Source organism: Enterobacter sp. NFIX58 (genome assembly GCF_900110475.1).
GTDB lineage: Bacteria > Pseudomonadota > Gammaproteobacteria > Enterobacterales > Enterobacteriaceae > Enterobacter > Enterobacter quasiroggenkampii.
Window position 1 is genome coordinate 17,049 of sequence record NZ_FODW01000012.1, and the last position, 22,192, is coordinate 39,240.

Sequence of the window (22,192 nt, forward strand, 5' to 3'; positions counted from 1 at the left end):
CTCATTACGCCTTAGTGAATGCTTGTGCGTACTCTACTGTGCGACCCGGCCCCATCTGAATAACGCTCATGTCACCCAAAGGAAGGAAGCCGGCAGTAATCTTCGCGTTGCATTTGATTGTGAAGTCAGCACGATCCTGGCTTACTACGATGTCGTAGTCAGTTGCTGCTGTGCCACCGGTAGCTACAACCTGGAAGTATTCGGTCTTGGTTGGCGTGGCATGCACACCTACCAGCCCGCCATTAGGAAATCGAGAAGCTGCGATGTGAGCCTTTACCACGGGCACCAGAGATGCAATTGACCCTGCCGTTGCTGTTTGAATCGCCGTAATTGCCATTTGTTATGCTCCAGTAGTGAACAGGTCGAGTACTTCTTTGGCTTCCCGAATAGCCTTTTCAGTTTTAGCTAGCGCAGTCGGCTCATTGGCTGTCTTGGCATATGCATCTTTGAACAGCTCAAAGTTAAGCTCGTTACCGGCGATAAACTCAATGGCCTTTTCGGTAGCTGCTGAGTCATTCATCACCAGGCGGTAGACTTCGAGTTTTAGTTTCTGTGCATCTGTCATTTGGGTAATGTCTGCCATTTTTATTCCTGTTTCAGATATGGAAGGAATTGACTAAACATCCTGTCCAGTATGTAGCAATAGGTTTCGTTAGCTTCATCTGGTTTTGTTGTCACGCCAACATCATCACAGGCGTAAAAGCAAGCATGTGCGCACTCATGGACAAGAGTTGATAGTTGATTGTCGAACACGCCTAACAGGTAAACTCGCTCACCTGTGCCGGTGTTTTCATAGTTGCTGGTCAGCCCAGAATTAAAAGGCTTCTCTCCAATAGAGCCTCCCAAGAAAGCATCTGCCTGCTGAAATTGCTCTCTTGTCAGCGCCAGATAAACATTCGCGCTTTGAAATAGCGGAATGGTAAAGCATGGCAACTTAGGCCATTTGGCTTTTGCCATTGTTGGCTCCGTTGGTTGTTATCCCGTTGTGGGGATGAACGTAAGAATCAGAATGATTGATGCAGCCGCCAGTGTTATGACAGACGCGAATGCAAACACGTAATGCACGAAGGTTATCAATCTGTCTTTGGCTGAGTGCTTTGGAAGCGGGTGGTTAAGAACGTCATCACGTATGAGTGACATTCCGTAGAGCAGTGTTATTTCACGCTCTCGTTTTCTCATTGGCTACCTCAGGCATTGCGTTCTCACGTATTCCTGCAATCCGGTTAGTTGCTTTGTGACTGTTTCGATTCGCTGTCTGAGGGTGAAATAATCCCGTTCAGCGGAGTCAGTAAGTCTGGGGCTGGTAGCATCATCCATGCCGGAGGTTCCGGTGGAATTACCTTTACAGGTTGCATTGAGCTGCAACCGACGCTTGCCAGTAGCAACATCGCGCTCAAGCTGATTGATAGTTTCCTGAGCATCTGCGAGTTCCTTCGTGTATTTGGCATCGAGATTGGCAACGTCGCGTTGGCGCGTCTGCATGTCGGTGATTGTTGCTTTTGCCAGAGCAGCTTCGTTAACCGCCGTGTCTCGTTGCTTCTTGTAGTCAATGGCGTTGTCACGGTAGTGATTAACAGCCCAGCCAAGCGAGATAATGATGCAGGCGATGACTGCAATGATGATTGCGGTTAGTCTGCTCATTTCTGGCCCCAGGTGCATACCTGATATTCAACGTCACGCCTGTTAACCAGACCTTTCCACTTCTGACCGCCTGCATATACCCAGCGTTTAAGCTCTGAGCAAGCTCCGGCATAGTCTTTGGAGTTAAGCTTTTTCAGGAGAGTGGAATTGATTGTGGCTGTTGCGCCGACGTTGTAAGCGAAAGAGTAAATTGCTGCGCGTTGAGTTTCAGTGGTTGGCACTTTGATGTATGGGTCAACCCGTGAAGCTATACGCTGAAGGTCTTTTCTTGTTAGTGCGTCGCACTCTTTATCTGTGTATCGCTTATTTATGATGATGTCTGAACCGGTGTGACCGTCACAGACTGTCAGAACCCCGACAACATCGCGATATGCTTCATACTTTCGACCTTCGAGACCATCTTTACCGGAGAGCATTGTTGTCGCTATTGCGATAGCGCCGCCGCCCAACGTGGCAATAATGCTATTTCTGAGTGCCGGAGACATTGCCATTCAATCTGTCCTCGCGCTCTTTGCGCTTGTAGTACCAGTTGATGCCGAATGTGCCGACGGTACAGAGAATACCAATGATGATCGCCCAGTCGTTAAGGGATAGAACGCCACCCATCGTTGTCAGGCCTCCGAACCAATAACTGAGCCATTCTCTTATCTTGTCCATACGGTACATACTCTACCCCCGAGAAAATGGGGATTTGTTCAAAATTAAGAATCTAGGTAATTGTCTGCTGAACAAATCCGATCTATGGTCATGACGTCTGATCAGACGATATGGGCCTCGGTCTTTGTTCGTGAGTCCAATCATGAGCAAGATGACAGGAGGCTGTTAGCGCAGTCTCTTGTCGCCCATTTTCACGAAGCCCGCCATTGAGCGGGTTTTCTTTTTTGCAAAGCGCACCGGCACCGTAGCCACAGCGGATAAGGTGAGGGTATTGTCTGTCTGGTATTTGGTGGGATGCGCTTTCAGAAAGGTCGTGCAATAAAAAAGGCCGCCTTAGCGACCTAGTGATGACATGTTCTTGATTGCTTCTAAGCTTTTCTTGGTTAGCCTATACTGCCTTTCCATTTCTTCTATAGCAGCTGCTTCTTGCATTTTATTTGGCTTTACAGCCTTAGGCTTGCGTGACCATTTCCACATCACAATAAGGAATATCACTGCTGCAATAGCCTGAATTATGTGAAGTATAATGCTAACAATATGCTCTGTGTCACTCATAACAACCTCGTCTAGTTGCTCGTCAATGTTCGCTATGGCAGGCAGTGACGATACTGCTTTTCGGGAGCTACCCTATCCATAGCAAAAAAGCCACCGGAGTAACTTAAGAGTCACTAACGGCAGCTTACCCTGTAATTATGGCTAAATGGCTAAAAGGTTGTCAAGCCTTTTAGGAGCAACATGTTTAACTTTCTCAACACGTTTGCGACTTTTAAAGGCATCTTGCATTGGTTGGTACAAAACGAATAGTGAAGCTTTGAGGATTTCGTCAATCTCGTTTCTGCATGTTGCCAGAGACGGTCTACGCCAACCCTCTCCACTTCTGCCGCACATCTTGCGTGGTTTTGCAGTCGCATGGTAGTACGATGCAATTGCTCTCTTGGAAGAACCATGAGAGTAGTAGCTGAGAAGAATACCAAAGGCCTTTGTGTCGATGCGCATAACGGAATCTACGACCTGAGAAATCAACATTCCGTCATCGTCATTGCACATTGGCCTTGTCATTACTCGTGATGGTTCAACTCTCTCCATAAACTGCGCTATAACGCTGCTCATGCGTTTTTCCAGTCGACCCGAGTAAACCCATGCACCCCACAGTTCAAGCCAGCCATTAAGCCAGTCATTCTGTTCTTTCGTCAGGTTAAGTTCGCGCACTCCCATTATGCAGCCTCCGGATCGTTGCCAGGCTTATTCGTTCCTAGTCGATTACGCACTTCACGAAGTTGATCGCGTACATACTCAAGACTGCGCTCAAGCTCCTGCTCTTTGCCGATCAGCACCTGCTCTGTATGCATATCGCGCTGACGCTGCCATTTGACTTGCTGGATGTTAGTTACTGAGCACATACGGGTTCTCCTACTAAGCTATCTAACTGGCGACGCATCATCTTCAAGGCTCCATCAGGAAATGGCTGACGGGATAAGCCAGCTAAGATGGCGCGTATTTTCTTGTCGCGGATGCGCTTGAGTAACTCGGTTACTGTTGCGCGGATGGTGGCGTTAATCTTACGGTCTTCGAGTTGTGCGAATCGTACGGATAGCTCCACTGTGACCAAAGCATCCAGATATTCTTCACATACCTCTCTGCTTATATCTGTCATGCTGCTTTCCTCATGAATCTGCGCCCGTACTCCATCAGCACATCACGATCTACCGCCGTCATGCGACATTCGCCAGAGCGTGGATAAGGGTGCCAGATGACGAGCATTGAGCCTTTGTTGTTGCCGTTTACTGGTTTACCGGTTTCTGCATTCAGGAATGAGAGGCGACCACCTGTGATAAACCGAACTTCATGCGCCGTCTTAATGGCTTCCCTGAACCACAACACGGACGTATCTGCCGGTAGCAGCATTACGCACCCGATAGCATTGTCAGTATTCTCCTGCGCAGCTACCTGAACGAATGGCATGGGTCGGCTGTATGGTGGATTCATCCATGCATAACCAGGCATGCCTGACATCAGCGATGCCCACGCCACATGGAAAGTGTTCTGCTCTTCGGTTATGTACCTTTTACACAATGCGTTTTCAGCGCTTGCAGCTGCATCCAGCACGAAATTGAACTCAGCATTCAGTGCGTGGAATATTTCTGGCGGCGTTCGCCACAGGTCTTTAATTTCTGCTGGGGTGTTTGATTTGTCAGTCATGCTGCCTCCCGGATAAGATCGTAATCATTCAGGTAAAGGCCACCAAAACTGTACAGAACGCCTTCCCTGACGTTTTCTAACGTGCAGTAAGGGAAATAACTCAGGTAGAACTCAGCCGCTCTGTCAGCCTGATTCAGAAGCTCCGAGTGATGGTTAATTCGCATGACGAAAAGCACATCCTGAAAGATGGCTGCCGTTTCGCATGGGTAGTGGATTTTCTTGACGTATTCTCTGGTCATGCTGCTTCTCCCATTCGGAACTCGATTCCTCCCTGATACCACTCAGGAAGAGTGAATTCGATTCTCCCAACAACACCGCTTGCTCTTAAGGCCTGTAACCTCTTCAGCTCGCTTTTCATCACCTGGTACAGTTCATCCATCTGCCACGGTTTTAGTCGCACCGGAACGCTTGCAAGACGCGCTACGCGCTCAATAGTCAACTCCCCATACACTATTTCTGCATGGTTGGTGAATTCGTAGGGGTCTTCTTCGAGTTTGCGGTGACAGCCGATACAGTGTGAGAAGGCGTTGAAGGGGTGATACCGTGTTGCTTTGTGTCGTCGTGATTTGAAGTGTGAACAGTGAAGTTTGAATCTTTCTTGGTGGAATGTTCGTCCACAGTAATCGCACTGCCAGTCCGTTCGCTCCCTCACCAGTTGGGAGAAAACGTCATCAAACTTATCCCTCTTGAGAGCCATCATCTTCCTCCGTCATAAATCCGTTAGGGTCGCGATACGCTATTGCCATTGAGGCACATTCTTCGCAACAGTGTGTCTCGCCATCTGATAACTCCTTCGTGCAGCCTGCGCACAACGTTCGACGTATGCTCTGCTGCTCGTATGATTGGGCTTCTGATTGGCTAAGCATGTTTGGCGTCCTGCATCATGAGGAAAACAATCATGGCGGCGCGGAGAGGGTTTGCGTCTTTCGCAATTATGCATTCAGAGTTAGGTGGTTCATGTGAAATAACAGATGCCCTTGCCTGCCCAAGAAGACCGTGAGGAATCATGTCGGTAAATACGTTGATTCCATTTTTTAAAATTATCGGCCACGCGTCTGATGCGTTGTTGCATGGGTCATATAGCTTCCAGTGCTTACGATTGCTGGTTATCTTGCGCATCAGCACAATGCCGCTCATGTGGTCTTCAATATCTTCACCGCCATTTACGAACTGATAAGTTTCCTCCACCTGCGTGCCGGTAGCCTCAGCAACCAATTTGTTAATTTCAAAGTCTGATAACTGTGAATAGTCCATATCAATGCAACCTCGCCGCTGTGGTTTCTTCTGGTTCCTGTAATTGGATAATCATGTCGGCATCTTCGAACTGGTACATGTAGGCTTCCGCTCCATTGCCTTCCATCTTTCCCTGAACATATCCGGCTACCCAGTTCATAATCATGCCCACAGAGTCAACCCCGTCTCCTTCCATATCTTCGAGAAGGTCAGCGAGTCGGTCTGCGTAGTCATCGTCTAAGTTGCTCATAGCTTCACCACTCTTTCGGCATTTTCTTGCATAGCCTGAATAACTGCAGATATATAAATTCGAATGGCCTCTTCACTAATTTCTTGCCAGCAACCACCAGGAATTCTCATTCTGAATTGCGAGTTTGTAGGCCTCAGATGCTCTATCAACTGACTTGCGGTAACTTCCAATTCAACCTTCATAGTTAACTCCACATTCTGGATTGATATTGACTCCTACCCTTTGGCTCGCTGGCGTACTCAGGCAATAAGGCTCCGACTATCCACAGGCGTGGGTCAGCGCTTAGGTGCTTGGTGGTTTGTACGTTTCGGGAGTGGTAAAGAGTGATTAATTGGTTGGCTTCGTCGGTAGTCATTGGCGGGTGGTAGAAATACGTTCGCTTCAATCGTACCTCCTGTCAGTGAATCTGACGTTCTGACCTGCTGCCCAAGCCATCGTGTACTCTATGAGGCTCGCCATGCGCCCTACGCTCATCTCTGCGCTGCTCTCACGTATGTTGACGTACTCACCCTCTAACCCGGGTACGACTTCAGCCTCCTGCTTTGTAGCGACTGCATGACCGCTAATCAGCAATACCTTCCACTGCTCAGGCTTGAGTTGCTTTCCACACCATGTGACCTGACGAGCGATATCACCCAGCATCGCGTGAAAACGTGAATTCTGGTCTAGTGACCGCTTGTAGTCCGAGATTCGAATGGTGATGGGTCGTTCGTTGTCGAGAGGTGATGCGAGGATGGCGTTTATTGCTGACTGCTGTTGCTGCTTACTTCGAAGGAAGATTGTCTGTTTCATCTCTTGCTCTCCGGTTCCAGGACAATGCTGCTTCGGCTTCTGTTTTTTCCTCAGGCCCATTCGATCCGCACTTGTAGCAGTAAGCATGGAACCATTCCTGATTGCAGTAACTCAAAACAGCATTGTCTTTAATGCCACAAAACGGGCACGGCTTTAACTCGCTCATAATCACTCCCAATATTTACTTTGGACGGTATCGCAAAGCATTCTCCATAGCTTTAGCTCAGCTTCCCTGCTTCTCTCGATGAATTTCTTCGCGCACTCTCTGTTACAGAATCGGTATACCTTCCACATCGACCATATTGATGGATAGGCTTTGCTGAATAGCTTTAATCGCCGCTTTCCACAGAATTCACATTCGCATGTAAACAAGCTCATACTCACTCCTTCACTTTGATTCCAGCGGCATAACCCTCTTTCCAGATTTCCCATGCTGTAGATATACCGCGAGTGTTCAAATTCCCTTCATCCCAATATCCATCTCCGTATCTACAACTTTCTACAGCAGAAATGGGAATGCGTTTTATTTTTGCGAATGCTTGCTCAAACTGCTTTCTTGATTCGTCCATATTCCTCTCCATCACCTTTGTTTTCTTGGGAAGCAATTAATACCTTCCAGAAACACGTAATACATAACCGAATGGGCTAGTGCGGAAATTGCTCCAACCATCCAAACGCGCTCAGCCTTGTAGTGCCAGCTATAGTTGAACGCATAGGATTCGTACTGATAGAACGCCAGAAGCATTCCGTACATAGCCAGTTGCCAGAGAGCATTAAGAAACCAATACTTTTTCCTGCTCATTATTCCTCTCCATCAGCGTGCTGGGGTGTTAGCGGCCACGGTTTTCCGCATAGAGTGAATCGCAGATTTTCCGATACTCCCGCTTGAAGAAATCCAGGTCTTGGTTATATTTGCTTCCTAAGGACTGAATTTTTGCGGTTGCCATTTGAGTTGCTGCATTAATCAATGCGACTTGCACATCAACTGGTAGCTCAGGAAATTTAGGCTCGCTCACTTCGCACCTCTCTCAATCTCTGGTTGATAAATGCAGTCAGTGGGTTAGCGCATCCCCAATTCACAGAACGCTTTATGCTGTATACCCACGTTTTCCTTCTGTCGCTCCAGTCGCGGTATATCTCGCCCTGCTCATGCATGTCTTTGAGGATTTTCGCCATGTGCTGCTTATCCAGCCCCGTGTATTCAGCAAGGTCAGATGCGAATGCCTTTTCGTGATGCTCCAGATATTCAACTACCGGCTCAAATCGCTTAGGGTATCCAGTCAGGCGATATCGCTTTGCCCTGTTTTTAGCGATGTAGAATTCAACGTCACCGGCCTGAACCATCTCCTTAAGGGTGATGGCTACGGTGTCTCGGTTTGTGTTGGGTATTCTTCGAAGTTCTGCGAGTGATGCGTGGGCGTATGTTTCAAGGTGGTTGAGTATTTTGTCTCGTGTGTTCATACATCTGCTCCTGAGTATCGACGGCCTTTCTGTGGAGGCTGGCTTGCAGCTGTGCATTTCGCTCTGGCCTCAGTCTGGTCACATCCAACAAAGTGACCATTTCGGAATCCCTGATACACAGTACCCAGGGAGCCAAAGCGGTTTTTCGTCACGATGATTTCTGCGTAAGGTGCGGCCGGGCTGTTTTCGTCATACACAGCCTCGCGATACAGCATGATGATTGAGTCTGCATCCTGCTCGATACTGCCTGAGTCGCGCAGGTCTGCGTTGGTTGGGCGTTTGTTGGGGCGTTTCTCAACTTCACGGGATAGCTGACTGAGCGATACGACAGGAGTTTTAAGCTCCTTCGCCATAGCTTTTAAGCTTCCGGAGATGTGAGCAATAGCCAGGTCGTTTCGTTCTGCTTTCGGCTTCTGAATGAGTCCAAGGTAGTCAGCCATGATGAGCGACAGGTGGGGATTTTCCTGCTTCAGGCGTTCTGCGATCGACCTGATTTCCTCAACAGAAAGACGGCATGCGTCTACTACCCACACGTCTAGCCCTGCCAAACGCTTCATACCTTCCGCAACCCTTCCCCATGCTTCATCGTTCATGCGAGTTGGGTTTCTCAGTGAGCTAACCGACATCATCCCAGCCCCGGCAATGCTTCGCTCTGCAATCTGCAGTGCGCTCATCTCCATCGAGAAAATCAGCACTCCGCGTTTCTGCTCTGAGTTGGGAAGCGTCCGACTTGCTACGCTTTCTGCCAGCTTGAGAGAGAATTCTGTTTTCCCCATGCCGGGTCGCGCAGCAACGATGATCAGGTCTTCGGCGTTAATCCCGCCAAGGATTGCATCCAGTTCGTCTATGCCTGTCTTCAGGTTGTCTGACTCTTCACCGTTACGGAGGCGCTTATCAAGCGTTTCTGTGTAGTCGGTGATGATATCGCCAAGGTGAACAGGTTTAATCTCGTCACGCGGCTTCCTGATGGCTGACAGGCGCTTTACCAGTTCGTCCATGGCCTGACCTGACGTATCGATTGTTCCGTTCTCGATAGGGTCACGCATTTCGCTGATAAGCTGCAACACCAGTCGGCGATGATAGTTATCGGCAACCATGCTGGCATAGCCTTTCAGGTTTGCAGCGCTTGGACATGACCGCGCAGTCATCATCACGTCGGTGGCATGCTCATCACCGCATTCCTCAGCGACCATCAGGGCGTCAATCAGATTACGGTTTCGGGCTTGCTTGCAGATCACCTCAAAGGCTTTCCGGTAGAGCGGGATGGAGAATGCTTCCGGTTCAAGCGTAGCCAGAACGTCTCCAGCTTCAGGCGTTAATCCACCCAGGAGAAGTCCGCCGATAACGCTGGCCTCGATATCCTGTCTCATAGTGTTCCCTCACGAATTGCGGTTAATACTTTCGGCTGAAGCAGGTAATCAAACGTCGCCACCCAACCGCGATCGTTATCGCCGAAATGGAATGGCCTTGCAGCAGACATGAACGCTTTCACGTATGCCCGGTAGCCGTCGATGTTTTTGGTGGCGAGAGAGTTAATCAGCTTCTTGAGTTTGCGCTGACGCTCTGCGTTTGCCTCTACAGCATGAGGTAATCTGTCACCAACGATCTCGTTGTAGGCTTCGAGATACTCGTTGTAGTTGATGCGAACGGTCTTTCGCTTTTCAGGTTTAGAACTATCATCGCATCCCCCTTTAGGGGGTAAGGGGGTATTTGTATTTATTGTCTTTTGAATATTGTCTTTTGTGTTTAGCTGAGTTGGCTTATACCCATTAGCTGACTTGGCTAATGTTTTATTAGCCGTCTTAGCTAAAGTTAAGCTGTCTTGGCTAATCCACTCTGAGACCACCTTGTTAACTCCAATTCTCACGCCGTCTGCAATGAGAAACTTGCGCTCTATCAGCTGACGTTTTGCGGCGCAGATATGGGTGTGGTGAATACCCGTCATTGCTGCTATCTGCGTGTTTGTGAGCCTGTCCATTGGCTTATTGAATCCGTATGTCTTGCGCATGATAGCGAGCATTACCTTCAACTGCCGGGCGGTTAAATCAGCCATCAGTAAGCTATCTGTAAGCTCGTTAGCAACGCGCATGAAGCCATCTTCGGTATCTGCCACGCGATGCTCCACAACCTCAAGGTGAGGCTTTATAGGTGTTACGGTTGCGAGATTACTCATGACCTTTCTCCTTCTGCATCAGCTTCACTTTCTCCAACTCAGCCCGAAATCGACCAGGCTGCTTGAAGCTGGACAGGAAGCGATCACGTAGTATGTTTTTGTGCATTTTGTCCTGGTAAGGACTGAGTGGTTTTGTCATAATTACTCCTGTTACTTGGCGTAACACAGTGTGCTTAAGCGTCCAGACTGCTACCAACAGCTGGACGTTTTTCTTTTGTGAGAATCGACGCCACCTGCTGTGCAAGTCTCGCCATCTCATCATCCACAACTCCCCATTCAAGCACTGCCAGAAGCATTGAGAACTTGGGAATCCAGTCTCGCTTCCATCGGCTAATCTGTGCTTTATCGACACCTACAGCTGCTGCTGTTTTCTCTGTGCCAATCAGGGCGATCTTATTAAGCAAGGCGCTTTCAATGCGCATTGCCTCGTTGCGTTTCTTTGCGTGTTCCATATGTGAATATATTCCTTAGTTAATAAGTAAATACGCATCTGTTGATGCGTTGGTTTATCCCCGCATTTCGGCGGGAATGAGGCCAGGGCTGTTAAAGAGCGGTACTTCTTATGCTGCTTTACTACTTGTCACTTTCCGTACTGGAGGAAAGGCGATTGCTTCTTTGGTTACAGGCTTGGGGAATCGGAAGTTCAAGGATGCGTTTGCAATGTCACTTGCCTTCTGTGCTGATGCTCCGCGATATCCATAAGCCAGCTGGTCCAGGTTCCCAGGAGTTGTATTGGCAAGCTTCGCCAGCTTTTCCCAATCTTCCTTGGAGGCCTGTTTTCTCCAGCGAAGCAGATCATTCATCTGTTCAAACTGCTTAACGTTGGTTTCCATAGGTGCTCCATCTGCTAATGCACAATACAAATATTAGCGTCATGCTAAATTTAAATCAAGAGAGAGTTTAGCTTTATGCATATTTATCGCCGTGCTAAAAGATGGGATGATTTGAGCATGGACATAAAAGACATCAGGCGGACTAACCTCCGCTACCAGCAGAACCTTGCTATCCGCAGTGGAATCACGAAAGCTGACTTTGCAGAAAAGGTCGGCACGTCACCCTCTACCCTGAGCCAGATACTGGGTGAAAAAGCAGTGCGAAATTTAGGTGATGACCTTGCTCGCAAAATTGAACTAAACCTAAACCTTCCACATGGCTGGTTAGATCAATTACATCCAGAGTTAGAGGAAGCCGAGAATCGAGGTGAGGCTAAGATAATCGGTGGGATTGAGCCTTGGGATAACCAGACATCACTGGATGATGATGAAGTTGAGATCCCGTTCCTGAAGGAAGTGCAGTTAGCCGCAGGAGCTGGAAGCACCTTTCGTGAAGACCATAATGGATATAAGTTGAGATTCGCAAAATCTACACTTCGAAAACTGAACATACAGTTCACTAACGCTGTATGTGTTGAGGTTATCGGTAATAGTATGGAACCGGTGCTGCCTAACGGTTCTACGGTCGGAGTTGATACTGGCTGCAAGGAAGTTAAAGACGGCAAGATGTATGCTATCGACTACGGCGATTTACTACGTGTAAAACTGTTGTATGCAATGCCTGGTGGAATGATTCGGATCAGGAGTTACAACAGCGAAGAGCACCCTGAAGAAATAAGACCATCATCTGATATTCGAGTGATTGGCCGCGTCTTCTGGTCATCCGTAACCTACTAATACCTCCACAGCAATACATCCAACCCGCCTAGTGCGGGTTTTTTGTTGCCCAATGTAAATATCACATCAGCTTTACGCTAAATTATTTTCCCTTCAAAAACATCTCTTTAGCAATTCACGCTAATTTTTTAGCATCTAGCACTTGCTATCAATTTAGCATGGTGCTAATTTTACTCCATCAGCAGGACGCACTACTCACCAGGACGGTGAATCGCTCTTTAACATTGATGGGATTGTCCCGCCGAAATGCGGGAACCAAAGAGTAGTTGGCTTTGGGGTGTGGTGAAGGCTGCTATTAGCACGCGGCAAACGCTCTACCTGTGGCGACAGGCACCACACCACCAAAGCCAATCATCGGAGGTCAACATGATAATCGTTACTTACCTGGCTGATGATAACGCCAGAAATCGCCGCAGAGCACGCAGACAAGCTCAACGTGAACAGGCAATGCAGGACGCTTCTCTTGCACGCCGGGTAGCAAATAGCACATGCAGTACACGTGTTTCCAAAGCCATTTCGCTTGCCGGAACGCGTCAGAAGGAAGTTGAAGTAACCGCGGTTAAACATAATCGCACCTACTACCGTGACACTAACCCGCTCGGTAACAAAATCCACGCCGTTCAGCGCATGAAGCTGAGCAGTAAGCCACTTATTTGAGGTGAGGGAATGAGCAATAGAATTGATGGAGAGATTATCAGGGGCGTCATTAATGACCCTCGCCTTTTCTCAGGGATACAGCGCTCAAGAGCAGGAACCTATCAGCGTTTTGGTGAGCGCATAGTTAAAGGCGGAAAACTCATCCAAGAATGCGACTTTGAATTAACGCCACCAGTAAAAAGCTGGTATTCAAAGGAAATTGATGGGGTTTGGCACTGGGTTGAAGGTTGCGATCACTGCAATGGTTCGCCACAAGATTGGGCGTATTGCAGATGTGAAAAGCACGATGTTTGTGTTGATTGCGGAATTGATAGAGAGCACGCTTCAACGTCACAAACCATAGCAGGAATGGGTGCTGTCTGGGGGTGTCGTGGTGGATGGCGATGCAATGATTGCCAGGAGAAAATTAATCAGGAACGCCTCGCAGCAGCTGAGGCAAGAATTATTCCTGATGATGAATATGATGAGCTGGATTTTTGGCACGAAGATAAGGCTCGTTGCCCATGGTGTAAGGCTGAAATATCCACCGATGAATCATACGACGCCTGCGAAGAAGAACATACATGTTATGAATGCGAGCGTAAATTCAAGCTTACAGCTGAGCATTCAGTGTCGCGGACAACAATTCGCTCAATCAAATAGGCCGCATAGTCGGCCTTCTTTTGGCAGCAAGCCACAGAGGTGAATATGAAAAGTTTTGAGGGAAGTCCAGCGCCTTGGAGAATTAACGCCGTTGATTATCACGATTACGGATTAATCGATGCCGAAGGCTGCGAAATTATGCTTCTAAGAGCTGAGAGTGAGCAAGATGACCATAACGCCACGTTGATAGCAGCAGCTCCTGATTTGCTGGAAGTTCTATTAAACATTGTCGATATGGAACATGACGTGAGCGAGTGGGACGCTGTGTACGCGACCGCTCGCGCAGCCATCAGCAAGGCTCTGGGGGAGGAGTGATGAAAACAGTACGAGTGACAATTGAAACGTCATGGGTTGGTGCTAACGAGGTCGTCGATATTGAAGTCGATGATGATGCCACGGATAAGGAAATAGCAGACGCAGCTCACGAAGAGTTTCTGAATTATTGCGGATATGGATATTACGTAGTTGGTGAAGAAGAGGAAGGCGAATAGCAGCTGATAGCTAATTCTCTGAGTTAGCTATTGGGTGTAATACCGCACCGTACTATTGAGGACGACTCGATAGTGTCTGATTAAATACCCCTTGTTGTCATCTTGGCCTCTTCGTGAGGCCATTTTTTTAACTGTATATCAGTGCGCTCAACGAACGCAGCGCTATGCAATCACACACAACATAAGGAACCAGCCCATGATGCAACTAAGCCTCGCGGGTAGCGGCGTCATGTCCGCTTATTTCCCCGCTGAATCCGAATTATCCAAACGTGTTCGCCGTCTTATTCGTGCTGCCCGTAAGCACCTGGAGGGTTTATGTCACCAGTTATAAATCACAGCCTGCTTAAAGCGGCGCAGAGCAAAGCGGTTATCGCTCGCTATCTCGGGGATGGTCGCATGTGGCAAGCAGCTCATGAAGCCATGAAGACTGCGATTAATCACCCGTGGTACCGCAAATCATGAGCATTGCAGATACCTGGTCAGAAGATGCCTTTGTCCGCCTTATGCAGGACATGTTGAAACAGAAGAAAGAGGATGCAGAAGATGCGCCTGACGATGACAGACAAAACAGAGATTAAGCAAATCATCGCGAGCTTTAACGACGATGACAATGCAGCGATTGATAAGCAGGTTGAGATGCTGTGCGCGAACATGCGGCCGGTGCTCAACATGCTTGAGTCACACCGACCAGATGACCATACCAAGGCAGCCGTTGAATGGCTTGGTGAGGACGACGTCAACTATCAGGAATTCGCTGGCGAGGTTATGTGGGACATTTTCAGACCGCGCGTAGAAGTTGAGTATGCGATAGGCATATTCCTGCGCCGCCATACATTCGAGGATGCAGCATGAGCAATATCGTTGAATTTGTTAAACAGCAGGAGCCGCTATTCTGCGGCGCGTTAACTGAGCAGACAGTCACATGGGCTAAGGAAAGCCAGTTCGCAATTCAGTATTTCCAGAAGAATGACTTCCTCGCCAAAACCGCCCTATCGAACCCTACCAGTGCTCAGAACGCGATCATCAACGTAGCGGCCATTGGAATCACACTGAACCCGGCAAGCAAGCTGGCTTATCTGGTTCCTCGCGACGGAATGGTATGTCTCGATATCAGCTACATGGGGTTGCTGCACATCGCCATGGAGTCTGGCGTTATCTCATGGGGGCAGGCAAAGCTAGTCCATGCTAACGACACCTATGAGTCAAACGGACTCGATAAGGCTCCGACACACAAATACAACGCTTTCGGTGACCGTGGTGACATCGTTGGCGTTTACTGCACGGTTAAGACTCCTGCGGGCGATTACCTTACGGAAGAGATGAGCCTTGCAGAAATTGAGGCTGTCAGGAAGACGAGCAAAGCCGCATTCAGCGATAAGGGACCATGGGTTAATCACTGGAATGAGATGGCGCGAAAAACTGTTGTTAAGCGTGCCAGCAAGTACTGGCCTAAAGCCTCCCGCCTTGATAGCGCGATTCATGTTCTGAATGAAGAGGAAGGCGTTTGGACTGAGCCTGTTATGCCTCACAAGTCAGAGGAAGATATTCGAGAGGATGAGCGGAAACGTCAGCAGGAAGTCATCGACCGCGTTCAGGTTCTGTGCGATGAGATGGCTAAAGCAGAGACGTTATTCGACCTGAAAATCAAGTTTCAGGAAGCGTTTAAGCTGACAATGGGAATGAAATTGCAGCAGGACGTTCAGGCCATCTACCACGAATGCAAACCAAAATTCCCGGAGGCAGCATAATGACCGCCTTGTATCAGATTGCAAATGATTTCGCCAAACTTTCAGATTCGGGCATGGAACCCGAGATGATTGCTGACACCCTTGATGGGATTGAATGGGAGCTGGAAGCGAAGGTAGAGCAAATCCTCGCTGTCTGCAAAAACGAATCTGCTTATGCTGAGGCGCTGAAAGAAGAAAGTAAGCGCCTTTCTGAGCGTGCAAAGGCAGCAGAAAGCCGCGTTGCCAGCATGAAGGAATATGTTGCCGCATCTCTCGAAACTGCAGGGAAGAAATCACTCAAAGCCGGCATCCATCAGGTAACTGTTCGCGCCCCTGTCGAGTCGGTAGAAATCACAGATGAAGGCTCCCTGCCACCTGAGTACGTTGAATACGTAACAACAGTTAAGGCCGACAAGCTAGCCATCAAGCATCAACTCAAGGCCGGTAATGCTATTCCTGGCGCATCACTCAAGCTCGGTAAGCCAACCCTTCTCATTAAATAAAAAATGCGAAAACTAAACGTCACTCCTGAAGAAATGAAGGCGGTGTGCGGCCGTATGGTCGCGCCCCGCGCAGCTGACCATCTCGGCCTTACATTAGCCCAATTCTATTACCTCGCTCAGAAGTATTCGTTATCTACAGCCTGCACTCAAAGCCCATGGAGCCAACAAGACGAAAAGACGCTAGCCGCTCTTTATCGTCAAGGCTACCTGCAAAAGGACATCGCCGAAATGATGGGAAGAGGTTACTCGGCTGTCAGGTCAAAGGTCACACAGCTTCGTAAGCGAGACATGAACATGAGGAAAGCAGCATGATTGGAAATTATTACGACCCATTCATCACTCCCAATGAGTTAATCGCCGGACACCGCTTCAAACCCATCAACGACATCCCACGCGAAGAAATGCTGAAGCGTCAATCATTCCCAAGCGTGAACGAGAACAAATTCCTGACAGCTTGGTTAAACCAGAGGGCGAAGAAATGAGGGTGAATCGTTATGACGTAATGAGCTACAGCCTGGATGTGGACGGAAATTCAGGGCCATTCGTGAAGTATGAAGACTACGCCGCACTTGAGCAGAAGCTTGCAGAGTCTCAGCGCGAGTTCCGTGCTGCTGATGCGACTATCGAGAATCTGCAGATGCAGGTTGAGAAGCTGGCTGCGGAGAATGCGGTGCTGAAGTCTAAGGGGCGCGAATTACTGACCGAAGCATGTAGTGTTTACGAGAAATTCAACGCGATTATTAACTCAGAAGATGGTGATTTCATAGATGGGCAAACGCTTCATGAATTCCAGTTTGTGCTCGACTGCGAAACACCGGCAACAGACGCTTTCCTGGCTGAAGTGCGGGCGCAGGGTGTGGAGATGTTTGCAGCGCACAAGCGAGAACGACAGCAGGCTCTGCGTAGCCGAAGCATGAGAATGTCTGAAGAGGCCGCCGGCATGGCTGCTGATGCTGAGGACTTCGCCGACGAGCTACGCAAAGGCGGTGCAACCGAAGAGGGGCAATCATTTCTCAGTGATGAAGATTGCCAGGCATTCGTCAAAGCATTCACGAAAGGAGCCGCCCAATGAGCAACATCGACAAACATGCTTTGCGCCGCGCAGCAATGTGGATTCGCGACGAAATATGGGTTCACGCAGGTAATGGTGAAGTTGTCTCTGAAGAATATGTGGCTAACGGAGAAACTCTCGTAGACCACATCTGTAATTGCGAAGTGGTCGGAACATCAAGCCTTAGGGCTGAATTCATCGCCGCAGCTAACCCCGCCACCGTTCTGGCTCTGCTGGATGAGCTGGAAGCCAAAGACCGGCGGATTGCAGATTATCAGGAACTCATCAGTGGCATGGTCGGTGTTTCATCGTCCATTCTGCGCGAAGTTGAGCGCATCAATAACGCAGCGTCAGCCGGTAAAGGAGAGTGATATGGCTAATCAACCAGCAACGTGGAGTATCACACTGCACACTGAATGCCCTGAGTGTGGTGAGTACTTCGACATTATCAGCGTGCAAGATGATTTCTGGGTCGACGCTCGTTTTGGTGCTTGTGAACATGACACCCCGGCAACTACAGGAGTCGAGGTCGAGTGTCCTGAGTGTGAACACGAATTCAAAGTCGATTTCGATTACTAAGGACTAACCCATGAGCACTATTACCAGAGAACACGCAGAGCTTAAAGCATTCATCACTGGTTTCCTGTCCGACCCGATGCACGATGACAAATCGTATCGCAGCCTTACTGCTGAAGTGTTTCGTATCGCGCTGGCATCGCTCGAAGCGGAGGCTGTAGTTTACATGTGGGATAGCGAAAGAAAAGACATTGATGCTCCGGGTTATTATCGACCAGAACATTTAGTGTTCGCTGAGAGTAGTGTTAAGCAATGGGGAGGGCGAATTGTTCCGCTCTACACTGCCCCGCCAGCGCCGGCAGGTATCAACGCGGAGCCTGTGGCGTGGGACTACGAATGGGCATCCTGCATTACTTGTGAGGGGCCGCAGGACTTTAAGCGTGTCATTGAGAGAGAAGCTCCACCAGAATGGGCTGTCCATGAAGGTCAGGCTCGAAAAATTATACCGCTATATGCCGCCCCGCCAGCTCCGGTATCTGTGCCTGATGAGCGCCCATCTCTGAATAATGGCATCGTTGGATTTGATGAGGGATGGAACGCCTGCCGCGCCGCCATGCTTCAGGGTGCCGATGGCAAGCCAGAACTAACAGTCTGGTACGGCTCAATGCCGGAAACGAACGGTAAGACGAACTGGACGGCAATTCTTCATCGCAAAGGTCAGCAACTGTGGGAAGGAATCACGATCGACCGATCAGAGTATCCCGATCGCGTGCGCTATGAAGCAGACCGCATGCGTCATCTGATTGGTGAGTTGGCAGATGAGCCTGATATTCTGGCTTACGATGCCGACGCACACAGTGGATATGTGAAGCCTGGCAACTCTCCGGTGATTCCGGATGACGTACGGCGCATGGACTGGCTGGTCTCTAAAACGGTAGATGTCCGTGAGCCAATGGTTTACGGAAGTCATAGCCTGTTCTGGTCGCAGACTATCACGGATGAAGAGGACGATTATCATGCGACAAAATTGCGTGAGCAAATCGATGCGGCAATGGCAGCCGAGAACGCAGCAGCACCGCAGCAGGAGGCGAAGCTGTGACTATTTCTCATGAAAGGCTCAAAGAGGTTGTTCGTGATTTTGGGCGCAGACACATCGCCTACCACATGGCGCGGGAACTTCAGGAGATATATCTCAATGGACCGATTCCAGTCTGGAATGATGCCTCCGAAATTAAACCTGAAAGCAACGGACTGTATCTGATTCAAACTGACTACGGCGTGGCGATTACATCCTGCTACGACTGTGATTCTGACGAGTGGCGCGGATGCGATGGAAGTCTCGTCAGAGCCATAATGTGGATGGATATCCCTCCATTACCGGCAGATAGAAAACGCCATGCCTAACCCATTATACGCATAACAAACCCGCACCCAGCGGGTTTTTCTTTATCCGGAGTCACCATGCAATACAACCTTATCCTGGCTGCCATCGCGTGCCTTATTGCATGGGCGGCTATCTCTTCACTCATTCACATGTCAGAGGGATTGTTATGGCTAAATTTGCTGTGGGCGCGTTAGTGCAGCTTAAGTCTGGAGGCATCAGAGGGATGGTTGAGAGCCAGATTGAGCCAGATAGCGACCATCCGAAAGCCTGGGTGCGTTGGGATGACGGCAACTTCGATATTCGCCACGAACACGAACTTCGCGCGGCTACTGTTGATGAGCCTCGCGTGTATAAGAAATTAGCGTAAGGAGATGAATGTGAAACTGATTGATATTTTGGTGCGGGAATTGCCGGATTTGGGTGGCTGGCCACCGAGCACAGAAAGCTTATATCAAAATGCTAAGGGTCGCCTTGTTGGTACGCAGGGATGCATTGTAAATACTGTGGATATGAAATTAAGCGTTGTAGCTGAGGATACACACAGATCAGTGACGCGCCAGCAATACGAAGCCACACTAGCAGCCAGCAAGCCAGAATGGGATGGCGAGGGATTGCCTCCGGTGGGATGTGAATGCGAGTACAAAGATGCAGGCACTGAAGAATGGATGCCTGTTGAAATCAAATACTCATCAAACCAAATTGTTGTCTTTTCTGGCCGAATTAGGTTCAGAGAGTCTGCTGTTGAGATTTCTAAAGATGTCGTAATAGATAATCCTCAGTTTCGCCCTATCCGCTCAGAAGCAGATAGGAAGCGCGACAGTATCATCTCGAAGATAGAGAAAGCTTACAAAGATTGCCCACATAGCGATGCAGTGCCACGGGCAATCTATGAAGTTATAGCAGAACACATCCGTATCGACTAGACCGCCGCAATGGCGGTTTTTTAATGTAAAGTTAGCTATGGCTTAACAACGGATGGCAACATGGCAGATTTATTCAAAGAAATTACCGGAATTGACAGCAAGGATGTTACTGGAGATGTGCCACAACTCACTATCTGGAAAATGGATATCGACACGAATGAGGATGAGGAGGAAGTCCGTGCTGAACCTGTAGGGATTTTTGCGCGGGTAGTTTCCTTAATAACATCGCGATTAAAGTAACTATACGAATTCACATAGACCCGCTTAGGCGGGTTTTTTATTGGAGATAGATAATGCAATGTTATCTTAGTCTGAGGTCAGGTTCTCTTTATGGGGTGTCGAATGAGCAACAAAAAGATTCATCCTGTTATTGATGCAGTAGCCTTCGAAGACTATGCGCGCAACGCGCTAGTCGTTCAGGATGATTGTGTGGATGGGGTTAGGCATGAGTTCGATGGAAGGCAATGGGCTGAGATAAGTAAATCAGCAAGGCAGGACTTGTTGATGCGCGTTGATAACTTTGAGCGCTCTCCCACCCCTCCTCTGCCTGTAACTGATGCTATAGCCATTCACGTAAAAGAGCGTAACGCTGTGGTTGTAAAGGGGCTCGCATGCCAACCAGACGAATATGACTTTTCATATCAGCAGTGGGATGTGATCTGCCGAGTATCTTCAAATGAGCTTTATCGCCGCCTATCTGAACACTATATACGTCGAGCATGGCTGCAGAAACATATTCAGGAGTAACCAAGAACCCTACTAAGGAAATATATGGAATCACACATCCTCACACTCGATGAGGCCTGTGCATTTCTCAAGATATCCAGACCCACCGCCACCAACTGGATTCGCACAGGCCGCCTTCAGGCAACACGCAAAAACCCTTCCAAACCCAAATCCCCATACCTCACCACACGGCAAGCCTGCATTGCGGCGCTTCAGTCTCCGCTGCATACTGTCGGCGTGAGCGCGGGTGATGGCATAGCAGAGGAACTGAAATGTCACTATTCCGCAGAGGTGAAACCTGGTACGCCAGCTTCACATTGCCGGACGGCAAAAGATTTAAGCAGTCTCTTGGGACAAAGGACAAAAGGCAGGCCACGGAGCTTCATGACAAACTAAAGGCCGAAGCATGGAGGGTAAGTAAATTAGGCGAGACCCCTGACATGACCTTTGAAGAAGCTTGTGTCAGGTGGCTGGAGGAAAAGTCGCACAAGAAGTCACTGGATGACGACAAGAGCCGGATCGGATTCTGGCTACAGCATTTTGCAGGGATGCAGTTGAAGGACATTACAGAAACGAAGATTTACTCTGCCATTCAGAAGATGACCAATCGTCGGCATGAGGAAAACTGGAAGCTTATGGAAGAGGCGTGTCGCAAGAAGGGAAAGCAACCTCCAGATTACAAACCAAAGCCAGCAGCGGTAGCCACAAAAGCAACCCACCTATCATTCATTAAAGCGCTTCTCAGGGCTGCTGAACGTGAATGGAAAATGCTGGACAAGGCTCCGATCGTCAAAGTTCCTCAACCGAAGAACAAGCGCATCAGATGGCTTGAACCTCACGAGGCTAGAAGGTTGATTGATGAATGTCCGGAGCCGCTTAAGTCAGTCGTAGAGTTTGCGCTTTCTACTGGCTTAAGACGTTCGAACATCATCAATCTGGAATGGCAGCAGATAGACATGCAGCGAAAGGTGGCATGGATACACCCTGAGCAGAGCAAATCGAATCAGGCCATTGGCGTGGCGCTGAATGATACTGCGTGTCGTGTGCTGAAAAAGCAAATTGGCAATCATCACAAATGGGTGTTTGTATACCGTGAAAGCAGCACTAAACCAGACGGAACGAAATCACCAGTAGTCAGGAAGATGCGCTACGATGCTAACACTGCATGGCGGGCAGCGTTAAAAAGAGCTGGAATCGATGATTTCCGGTTTCATGACCTGCGACATACCTGGGCGAGTTGGTTGGTGCAGGCCGGAGTACCTATTTCTGTATTGCAGGAAATGGGAGGTTGGGAGTCCATCGAAATGGTTCGCCGTTATGCTCATCTGGCACCTAATCACCTTACCGAACATGCGCGGCAAATTGACTCGATTTTTGGGTATTCTGTCCCAAATCTGTCCCACAGTGAAAATAAGGAAGGTACAAATGACGCGTAACTACTTGATATGACTGGTGCCGATAATAGGAGTCGAACCTACGACCTTCGCATTACGAAT

General features: G+C 48.8%; 49 protein-coding genes. 22 read left to right on the forward strand and 27 right to left on the reverse strand.

The annotated features are described in order from the left end of the window. Positions 1-4 precede the first annotated feature (4 nt). The 27 genes from BMW97_RS23060 to BMW97_RS23205 all read right to left on the reverse strand — a co-directional run bounded on the left by BMW97_RS23060 (position 5) and on the right by BMW97_RS23205 (position 11,239). Positions 5-337 (reverse strand): DUF1737 domain-containing protein, encoded by a 333-nt coding sequence (locus tag BMW97_RS23060; RefSeq protein ID WP_090393291.1) that lies wholly within the window; start codon positions 335-337, stop codon positions 5-7. Between the two features lie 3 nt (positions 338-340). After that, a complete protein-coding gene (locus BMW97_RS23065) occupies positions 341-583 on the reverse strand; it encodes a DUF2560 family protein (RefSeq protein WP_090393293.1) in 243 nt (80 codons plus the stop codon). A gap of 2 nt (positions 584-585) precedes the next feature. Beyond that, entirely contained in the window at positions 586-957 is a 372-nt protein-coding gene (locus tag BMW97_RS23070; protein WP_090393295.1) for a hypothetical protein, read from the reverse strand. 225 nt (positions 958-1,182) lie between these two features. Then, the gene (locus BMW97_RS23080; RefSeq protein ID WP_090393299.1) at positions 1,183-1,641 is read right to left on the reverse strand and encodes a lysis protein; all 459 of its coding nucleotides are present in this window, start codon (positions 1,639-1,641) and stop codon (positions 1,183-1,185) included. Further along, positions 1,638-2,132 carry a lysozyme gene (locus BMW97_RS23085; protein ID WP_090393300.1) on the reverse strand — a complete coding sequence of 165 codons (495 nt, stop codon included), beginning with the start codon at positions 2,130-2,132 and terminating at the stop codon, positions 1,638-1,640. Before BMW97_RS23085 ends, BMW97_RS23080 begins: the two co-directional genes overlap by 4 nt. After that, positions 2,104-2,307: a phage holin family protein gene (locus tag BMW97_RS23090; RefSeq protein WP_044157993.1), complete on the reverse strand. Its 204-nt coding sequence runs from the start codon at positions 2,305-2,307 to the stop codon at positions 2,104-2,106. Before BMW97_RS23090 ends, BMW97_RS23085 begins: the two co-directional genes overlap by 29 nt. A gap of 324 nt (positions 2,308-2,631) precedes the next feature. Further along, positions 2,632-2,853, reverse strand: coding sequence for a hypothetical protein (locus tag BMW97_RS23095; RefSeq protein WP_090393303.1), 222 nt, complete (start codon positions 2,851-2,853; stop codon positions 2,632-2,634). A gap of 141 nt (positions 2,854-2,994) precedes the next feature. Further along, positions 2,995-3,513: an antiterminator Q family protein gene (locus BMW97_RS23100; protein WP_090393305.1), complete on the reverse strand. Its 519-nt coding sequence runs from the start codon at positions 3,511-3,513 to the stop codon at positions 2,995-2,997. Next, the gene (locus BMW97_RS23105; protein ID WP_090393307.1) at positions 3,513-3,698 is read right to left on the reverse strand and encodes a hypothetical protein; all 186 of its coding nucleotides are present in this window, start codon (positions 3,696-3,698) and stop codon (positions 3,513-3,515) included. The genes BMW97_RS23100 and BMW97_RS23105 overlap by 1 nt, the downstream gene beginning before the upstream one ends. Beyond that, on the reverse strand, positions 3,686-3,952 hold the full coding sequence (locus tag BMW97_RS23110) for a DUF7740 domain-containing protein (RefSeq protein WP_090393309.1): 267 nt from the start codon (positions 3,950-3,952) through the stop codon (positions 3,686-3,688). The genes BMW97_RS23105 and BMW97_RS23110 overlap by 13 nt, the downstream gene beginning before the upstream one ends. Further along, positions 3,949-4,497 (reverse strand): phage N-6-adenine-methyltransferase, encoded by a 549-nt coding sequence (locus tag BMW97_RS23115; protein ID WP_090393311.1) that lies wholly within the window; start codon positions 4,495-4,497, stop codon positions 3,949-3,951. The genes BMW97_RS23110 and BMW97_RS23115 overlap by 4 nt, the downstream gene beginning before the upstream one ends. After that, entirely contained in the window at positions 4,494-4,736 is a 243-nt protein-coding gene (locus BMW97_RS23120; protein WP_090393313.1) for a hypothetical protein, read from the reverse strand. Before BMW97_RS23120 ends, BMW97_RS23115 begins: the two co-directional genes overlap by 4 nt. Then, positions 4,733-5,197, reverse strand: a complete 465-nt coding sequence (locus BMW97_RS23125; protein ID WP_254783067.1) for a hypothetical protein — start codon at positions 5,195-5,197, stop codon at positions 4,733-4,735. The genes BMW97_RS23120 and BMW97_RS23125 overlap by 4 nt, the downstream gene beginning before the upstream one ends. Continuing rightward, entirely contained in the window at positions 5,175-5,363 is a 189-nt protein-coding gene (locus BMW97_RS23130; protein ID WP_090393317.1) for a protein NinF, read from the reverse strand. The genes BMW97_RS23125 and BMW97_RS23130 overlap by 23 nt, the downstream gene beginning before the upstream one ends. Further along, positions 5,356-5,751 (reverse strand): phage protein NinX family protein, encoded by a 396-nt coding sequence (locus BMW97_RS23135; protein WP_090393319.1) that lies wholly within the window; start codon positions 5,749-5,751, stop codon positions 5,356-5,358. Before BMW97_RS23135 ends, BMW97_RS23130 begins: the two co-directional genes overlap by 8 nt. Position 5,752: 1 nt before the next feature. After that, the gene (locus BMW97_RS23140) at positions 5,753-5,980 is read right to left on the reverse strand and encodes a hypothetical protein (RefSeq protein ID WP_090393321.1); all 228 of its coding nucleotides are present in this window, start codon (positions 5,978-5,980) and stop codon (positions 5,753-5,755) included. Continuing rightward, a complete protein-coding gene (locus BMW97_RS23145; RefSeq protein WP_090393323.1) occupies positions 5,977-6,162 on the reverse strand; it encodes a hypothetical protein in 186 nt (61 codons plus the stop codon). The genes BMW97_RS23140 and BMW97_RS23145 overlap by 4 nt, the downstream gene beginning before the upstream one ends. A gap of 199 nt (positions 6,163-6,361) precedes the next feature. Beyond that, positions 6,362-6,772, reverse strand: coding sequence for a recombination protein NinB (locus tag BMW97_RS23155; protein WP_090393325.1), 411 nt, complete (start codon positions 6,770-6,772; stop codon positions 6,362-6,364). Further along, positions 6,744-6,938, reverse strand: a complete 195-nt coding sequence (locus tag BMW97_RS24460; protein WP_090393327.1) for a Lar family restriction alleviation protein — start codon at positions 6,936-6,938, stop codon at positions 6,744-6,746. The genes BMW97_RS23155 and BMW97_RS24460 overlap by 29 nt, the downstream gene beginning before the upstream one ends. A gap of 214 nt (positions 6,939-7,152) precedes the next feature. After that, complete coding sequence (locus BMW97_RS23170; protein WP_139177231.1) at positions 7,153-7,341, reverse strand: hypothetical protein; 189 nt, start codon at positions 7,339-7,341, stop codon at positions 7,153-7,155. A gap of 261 nt (positions 7,342-7,602) precedes the next feature. Then, on the reverse strand, positions 7,603-7,788 hold the full coding sequence (locus tag BMW97_RS24035; RefSeq protein WP_139177233.1) for a hypothetical protein: 186 nt from the start codon (positions 7,786-7,788) through the stop codon (positions 7,603-7,605). Beyond that, positions 7,775-8,233, reverse strand: a complete 459-nt coding sequence (locus BMW97_RS23180) for a MarR family transcriptional regulator (RefSeq protein ID WP_090393334.1) — start codon at positions 8,231-8,233, stop codon at positions 7,775-7,777. The genes BMW97_RS24035 and BMW97_RS23180 overlap by 14 nt, the downstream gene beginning before the upstream one ends. Further along, a complete protein-coding gene (locus BMW97_RS23185) occupies positions 8,230-9,603 on the reverse strand; it encodes a replicative DNA helicase (RefSeq protein ID WP_090393336.1) in 1,374 nt (457 codons plus the stop codon). The genes BMW97_RS23180 and BMW97_RS23185 overlap by 4 nt, the downstream gene beginning before the upstream one ends. Further along, positions 9,600-10,406 carry a replication protein gene (locus tag BMW97_RS23190; protein WP_090393339.1) on the reverse strand — a complete coding sequence of 269 codons (807 nt, stop codon included), beginning with the start codon at positions 10,404-10,406 and terminating at the stop codon, positions 9,600-9,602. Before BMW97_RS23190 ends, BMW97_RS23185 begins: the two co-directional genes overlap by 4 nt. Further along, complete coding sequence (locus BMW97_RS23195) at positions 10,399-10,545, reverse strand: DUF2740 family protein (RefSeq protein WP_088130987.1); 147 nt, start codon at positions 10,543-10,545, stop codon at positions 10,399-10,401. The genes BMW97_RS23190 and BMW97_RS23195 overlap by 8 nt, the downstream gene beginning before the upstream one ends. Positions 10,546-10,579: 34 nt before the next feature. Then, positions 10,580-10,858, reverse strand: coding sequence for a CII family transcriptional regulator (locus BMW97_RS23200; protein WP_090393341.1), 279 nt, complete (start codon positions 10,856-10,858; stop codon positions 10,580-10,582). 108 nt (positions 10,859-10,966) lie between these two features. Next, positions 10,967-11,239, reverse strand: a complete 273-nt coding sequence (locus BMW97_RS23205; RefSeq protein WP_226859424.1) for a transcriptional regulator — start codon at positions 11,237-11,239, stop codon at positions 10,967-10,969. A gap of 117 nt (positions 11,240-11,356) precedes the next feature. On the opposite strand from BMW97_RS23205, the gene BMW97_RS23210 reads away from it, so the two are divergent. The 22 genes from BMW97_RS23210 to BMW97_RS23310 all read left to right on the forward strand — a co-directional run bounded on the left by BMW97_RS23210 (position 11,357) and on the right by BMW97_RS23310 (position 22,132). Beyond that, complete coding sequence (locus tag BMW97_RS23210; protein WP_052682939.1) at positions 11,357-12,076, forward strand: LexA family transcriptional regulator; 720 nt, start codon at positions 11,357-11,359, stop codon at positions 12,074-12,076. Positions 12,077-12,442: 366 nt separating this feature from the next. After that, positions 12,443-12,733 (forward strand): hypothetical protein, encoded by a 291-nt coding sequence (locus BMW97_RS23215; RefSeq protein ID WP_090393343.1) that lies wholly within the window; start codon positions 12,443-12,445, stop codon positions 12,731-12,733. 9 nt (positions 12,734-12,742) lie between these two features. Then, positions 12,743-13,375: a hypothetical protein gene (locus BMW97_RS24040; RefSeq protein WP_139177235.1), complete on the forward strand. Its 633-nt coding sequence runs from the start codon at positions 12,743-12,745 to the stop codon at positions 13,373-13,375. 45 nt (positions 13,376-13,420) lie between these two features. Further along, positions 13,421-13,690, forward strand: a complete 270-nt coding sequence (locus tag BMW97_RS23225) for a hypothetical protein (RefSeq protein ID WP_090393348.1) — start codon at positions 13,421-13,423, stop codon at positions 13,688-13,690. Beyond that, positions 13,690-13,866, forward strand: a complete 177-nt coding sequence (locus tag BMW97_RS24165) for a DUF7167 family protein (RefSeq protein ID WP_175481453.1) — start codon at positions 13,690-13,692, stop codon at positions 13,864-13,866. Before BMW97_RS23225 ends, BMW97_RS24165 begins: the two co-directional genes overlap by 1 nt. Positions 13,867-14,062: 196 nt before the next feature. Next, entirely contained in the window at positions 14,063-14,197 is a 135-nt protein-coding gene (locus tag BMW97_RS24045; RefSeq protein WP_121782644.1) for a hypothetical protein, read from the forward strand. Then, a complete protein-coding gene (locus BMW97_RS23230; RefSeq protein ID WP_090393350.1) occupies positions 14,182-14,328 on the forward strand; it encodes a host cell division inhibitory peptide Kil in 147 nt (48 codons plus the stop codon). The genes BMW97_RS24045 and BMW97_RS23230 overlap by 16 nt, the downstream gene beginning before the upstream one ends. A 72-nt stretch (positions 14,329-14,400) precedes the next feature. Next, entirely contained in the window at positions 14,401-14,718 is a 318-nt protein-coding gene (locus BMW97_RS23235; protein WP_254783068.1) for a hypothetical protein, read from the forward strand. After that, positions 14,715-15,614, forward strand: coding sequence for a recombinase RecT (locus BMW97_RS23240; RefSeq protein WP_090393354.1), 900 nt, complete (start codon positions 14,715-14,717; stop codon positions 15,612-15,614). Before BMW97_RS23235 ends, BMW97_RS23240 begins: the two co-directional genes overlap by 4 nt. Next, entirely contained in the window at positions 15,614-16,096 is a 483-nt protein-coding gene (locus tag BMW97_RS23245) for a siphovirus Gp157 family protein (RefSeq protein WP_090393355.1), read from the forward strand. Before BMW97_RS23240 ends, BMW97_RS23245 begins: the two co-directional genes overlap by 1 nt. A gap of 308 nt (positions 16,097-16,404) precedes the next feature. Further along, the gene (locus tag BMW97_RS23255; protein WP_083261523.1) at positions 16,405-16,578 is read left to right on the forward strand and encodes a DUF2737 family protein; all 174 of its coding nucleotides are present in this window, start codon (positions 16,405-16,407) and stop codon (positions 16,576-16,578) included. A gap of 2 nt (positions 16,579-16,580) precedes the next feature. Beyond that, positions 16,581-17,168 (forward strand): hypothetical protein, encoded by a 588-nt coding sequence (locus tag BMW97_RS24215; protein WP_217639542.1) that lies wholly within the window; start codon positions 16,581-16,583, stop codon positions 17,166-17,168. Further along, positions 17,165-17,518 (forward strand): ead/Ea22-like family protein, encoded by a 354-nt coding sequence (locus tag BMW97_RS24050; protein ID WP_139177237.1) that lies wholly within the window; start codon positions 17,165-17,167, stop codon positions 17,516-17,518. Before BMW97_RS24215 ends, BMW97_RS24050 begins: the two co-directional genes overlap by 4 nt. 1 nt (position 17,519) lies before the next feature. After that, positions 17,520-17,726, forward strand: a complete 207-nt coding sequence (locus tag BMW97_RS23270; protein ID WP_090393359.1) for a hypothetical protein — start codon at positions 17,520-17,522, stop codon at positions 17,724-17,726. 10 nt (positions 17,727-17,736) lie between these two features. Beyond that, positions 17,737-18,762 (forward strand): hypothetical protein, encoded by a 1,026-nt coding sequence (locus tag BMW97_RS24465; RefSeq protein ID WP_368086740.1) that lies wholly within the window; start codon positions 17,737-17,739, stop codon positions 18,760-18,762. Beyond that, on the forward strand, positions 18,759-19,067 hold the full coding sequence (locus tag BMW97_RS23280; RefSeq protein ID WP_090393361.1) for a hypothetical protein: 309 nt from the start codon (positions 18,759-18,761) through the stop codon (positions 19,065-19,067). Before BMW97_RS24465 ends, BMW97_RS23280 begins: the two co-directional genes overlap by 4 nt. 146 nt (positions 19,068-19,213) lie before the next feature. Continuing rightward, on the forward strand, positions 19,214-19,414 hold the full coding sequence (locus tag BMW97_RS23285; protein ID WP_090393363.1) for a YodC family protein: 201 nt from the start codon (positions 19,214-19,216) through the stop codon (positions 19,412-19,414). A gap of 10 nt (positions 19,415-19,424) precedes the next feature. Then, positions 19,425-19,970, forward strand: coding sequence for a hypothetical protein (locus BMW97_RS23290; RefSeq protein ID WP_139177239.1), 546 nt, complete (start codon positions 19,425-19,427; stop codon positions 19,968-19,970). Between the two features lie 60 nt (positions 19,971-20,030). Next, positions 20,031-20,210: a hypothetical protein gene (locus tag BMW97_RS23295; protein WP_090393367.1), complete on the forward strand. Its 180-nt coding sequence runs from the start codon at positions 20,031-20,033 to the stop codon at positions 20,208-20,210. 102 nt (positions 20,211-20,312) lie between these two features. Next, entirely contained in the window at positions 20,313-20,717 is a 405-nt protein-coding gene (locus BMW97_RS23300; RefSeq protein WP_090393369.1) for a hypothetical protein, read from the forward strand. A gap of 24 nt (positions 20,718-20,741) precedes the next feature. Next, the gene (locus tag BMW97_RS24370; protein WP_090393371.1) at positions 20,742-21,092 is read left to right on the forward strand and encodes a helix-turn-helix domain-containing protein; all 351 of its coding nucleotides are present in this window, start codon (positions 20,742-20,744) and stop codon (positions 21,090-21,092) included. Continuing rightward, a complete protein-coding gene (locus BMW97_RS23310; RefSeq protein WP_254783069.1) occupies positions 21,014-22,132 on the forward strand; it encodes a tyrosine-type recombinase/integrase in 1,119 nt (372 codons plus the stop codon). The genes BMW97_RS24370 and BMW97_RS23310 overlap by 79 nt, the downstream gene beginning before the upstream one ends. Positions 22,133-22,192 lie beyond the last annotated feature (60 nt).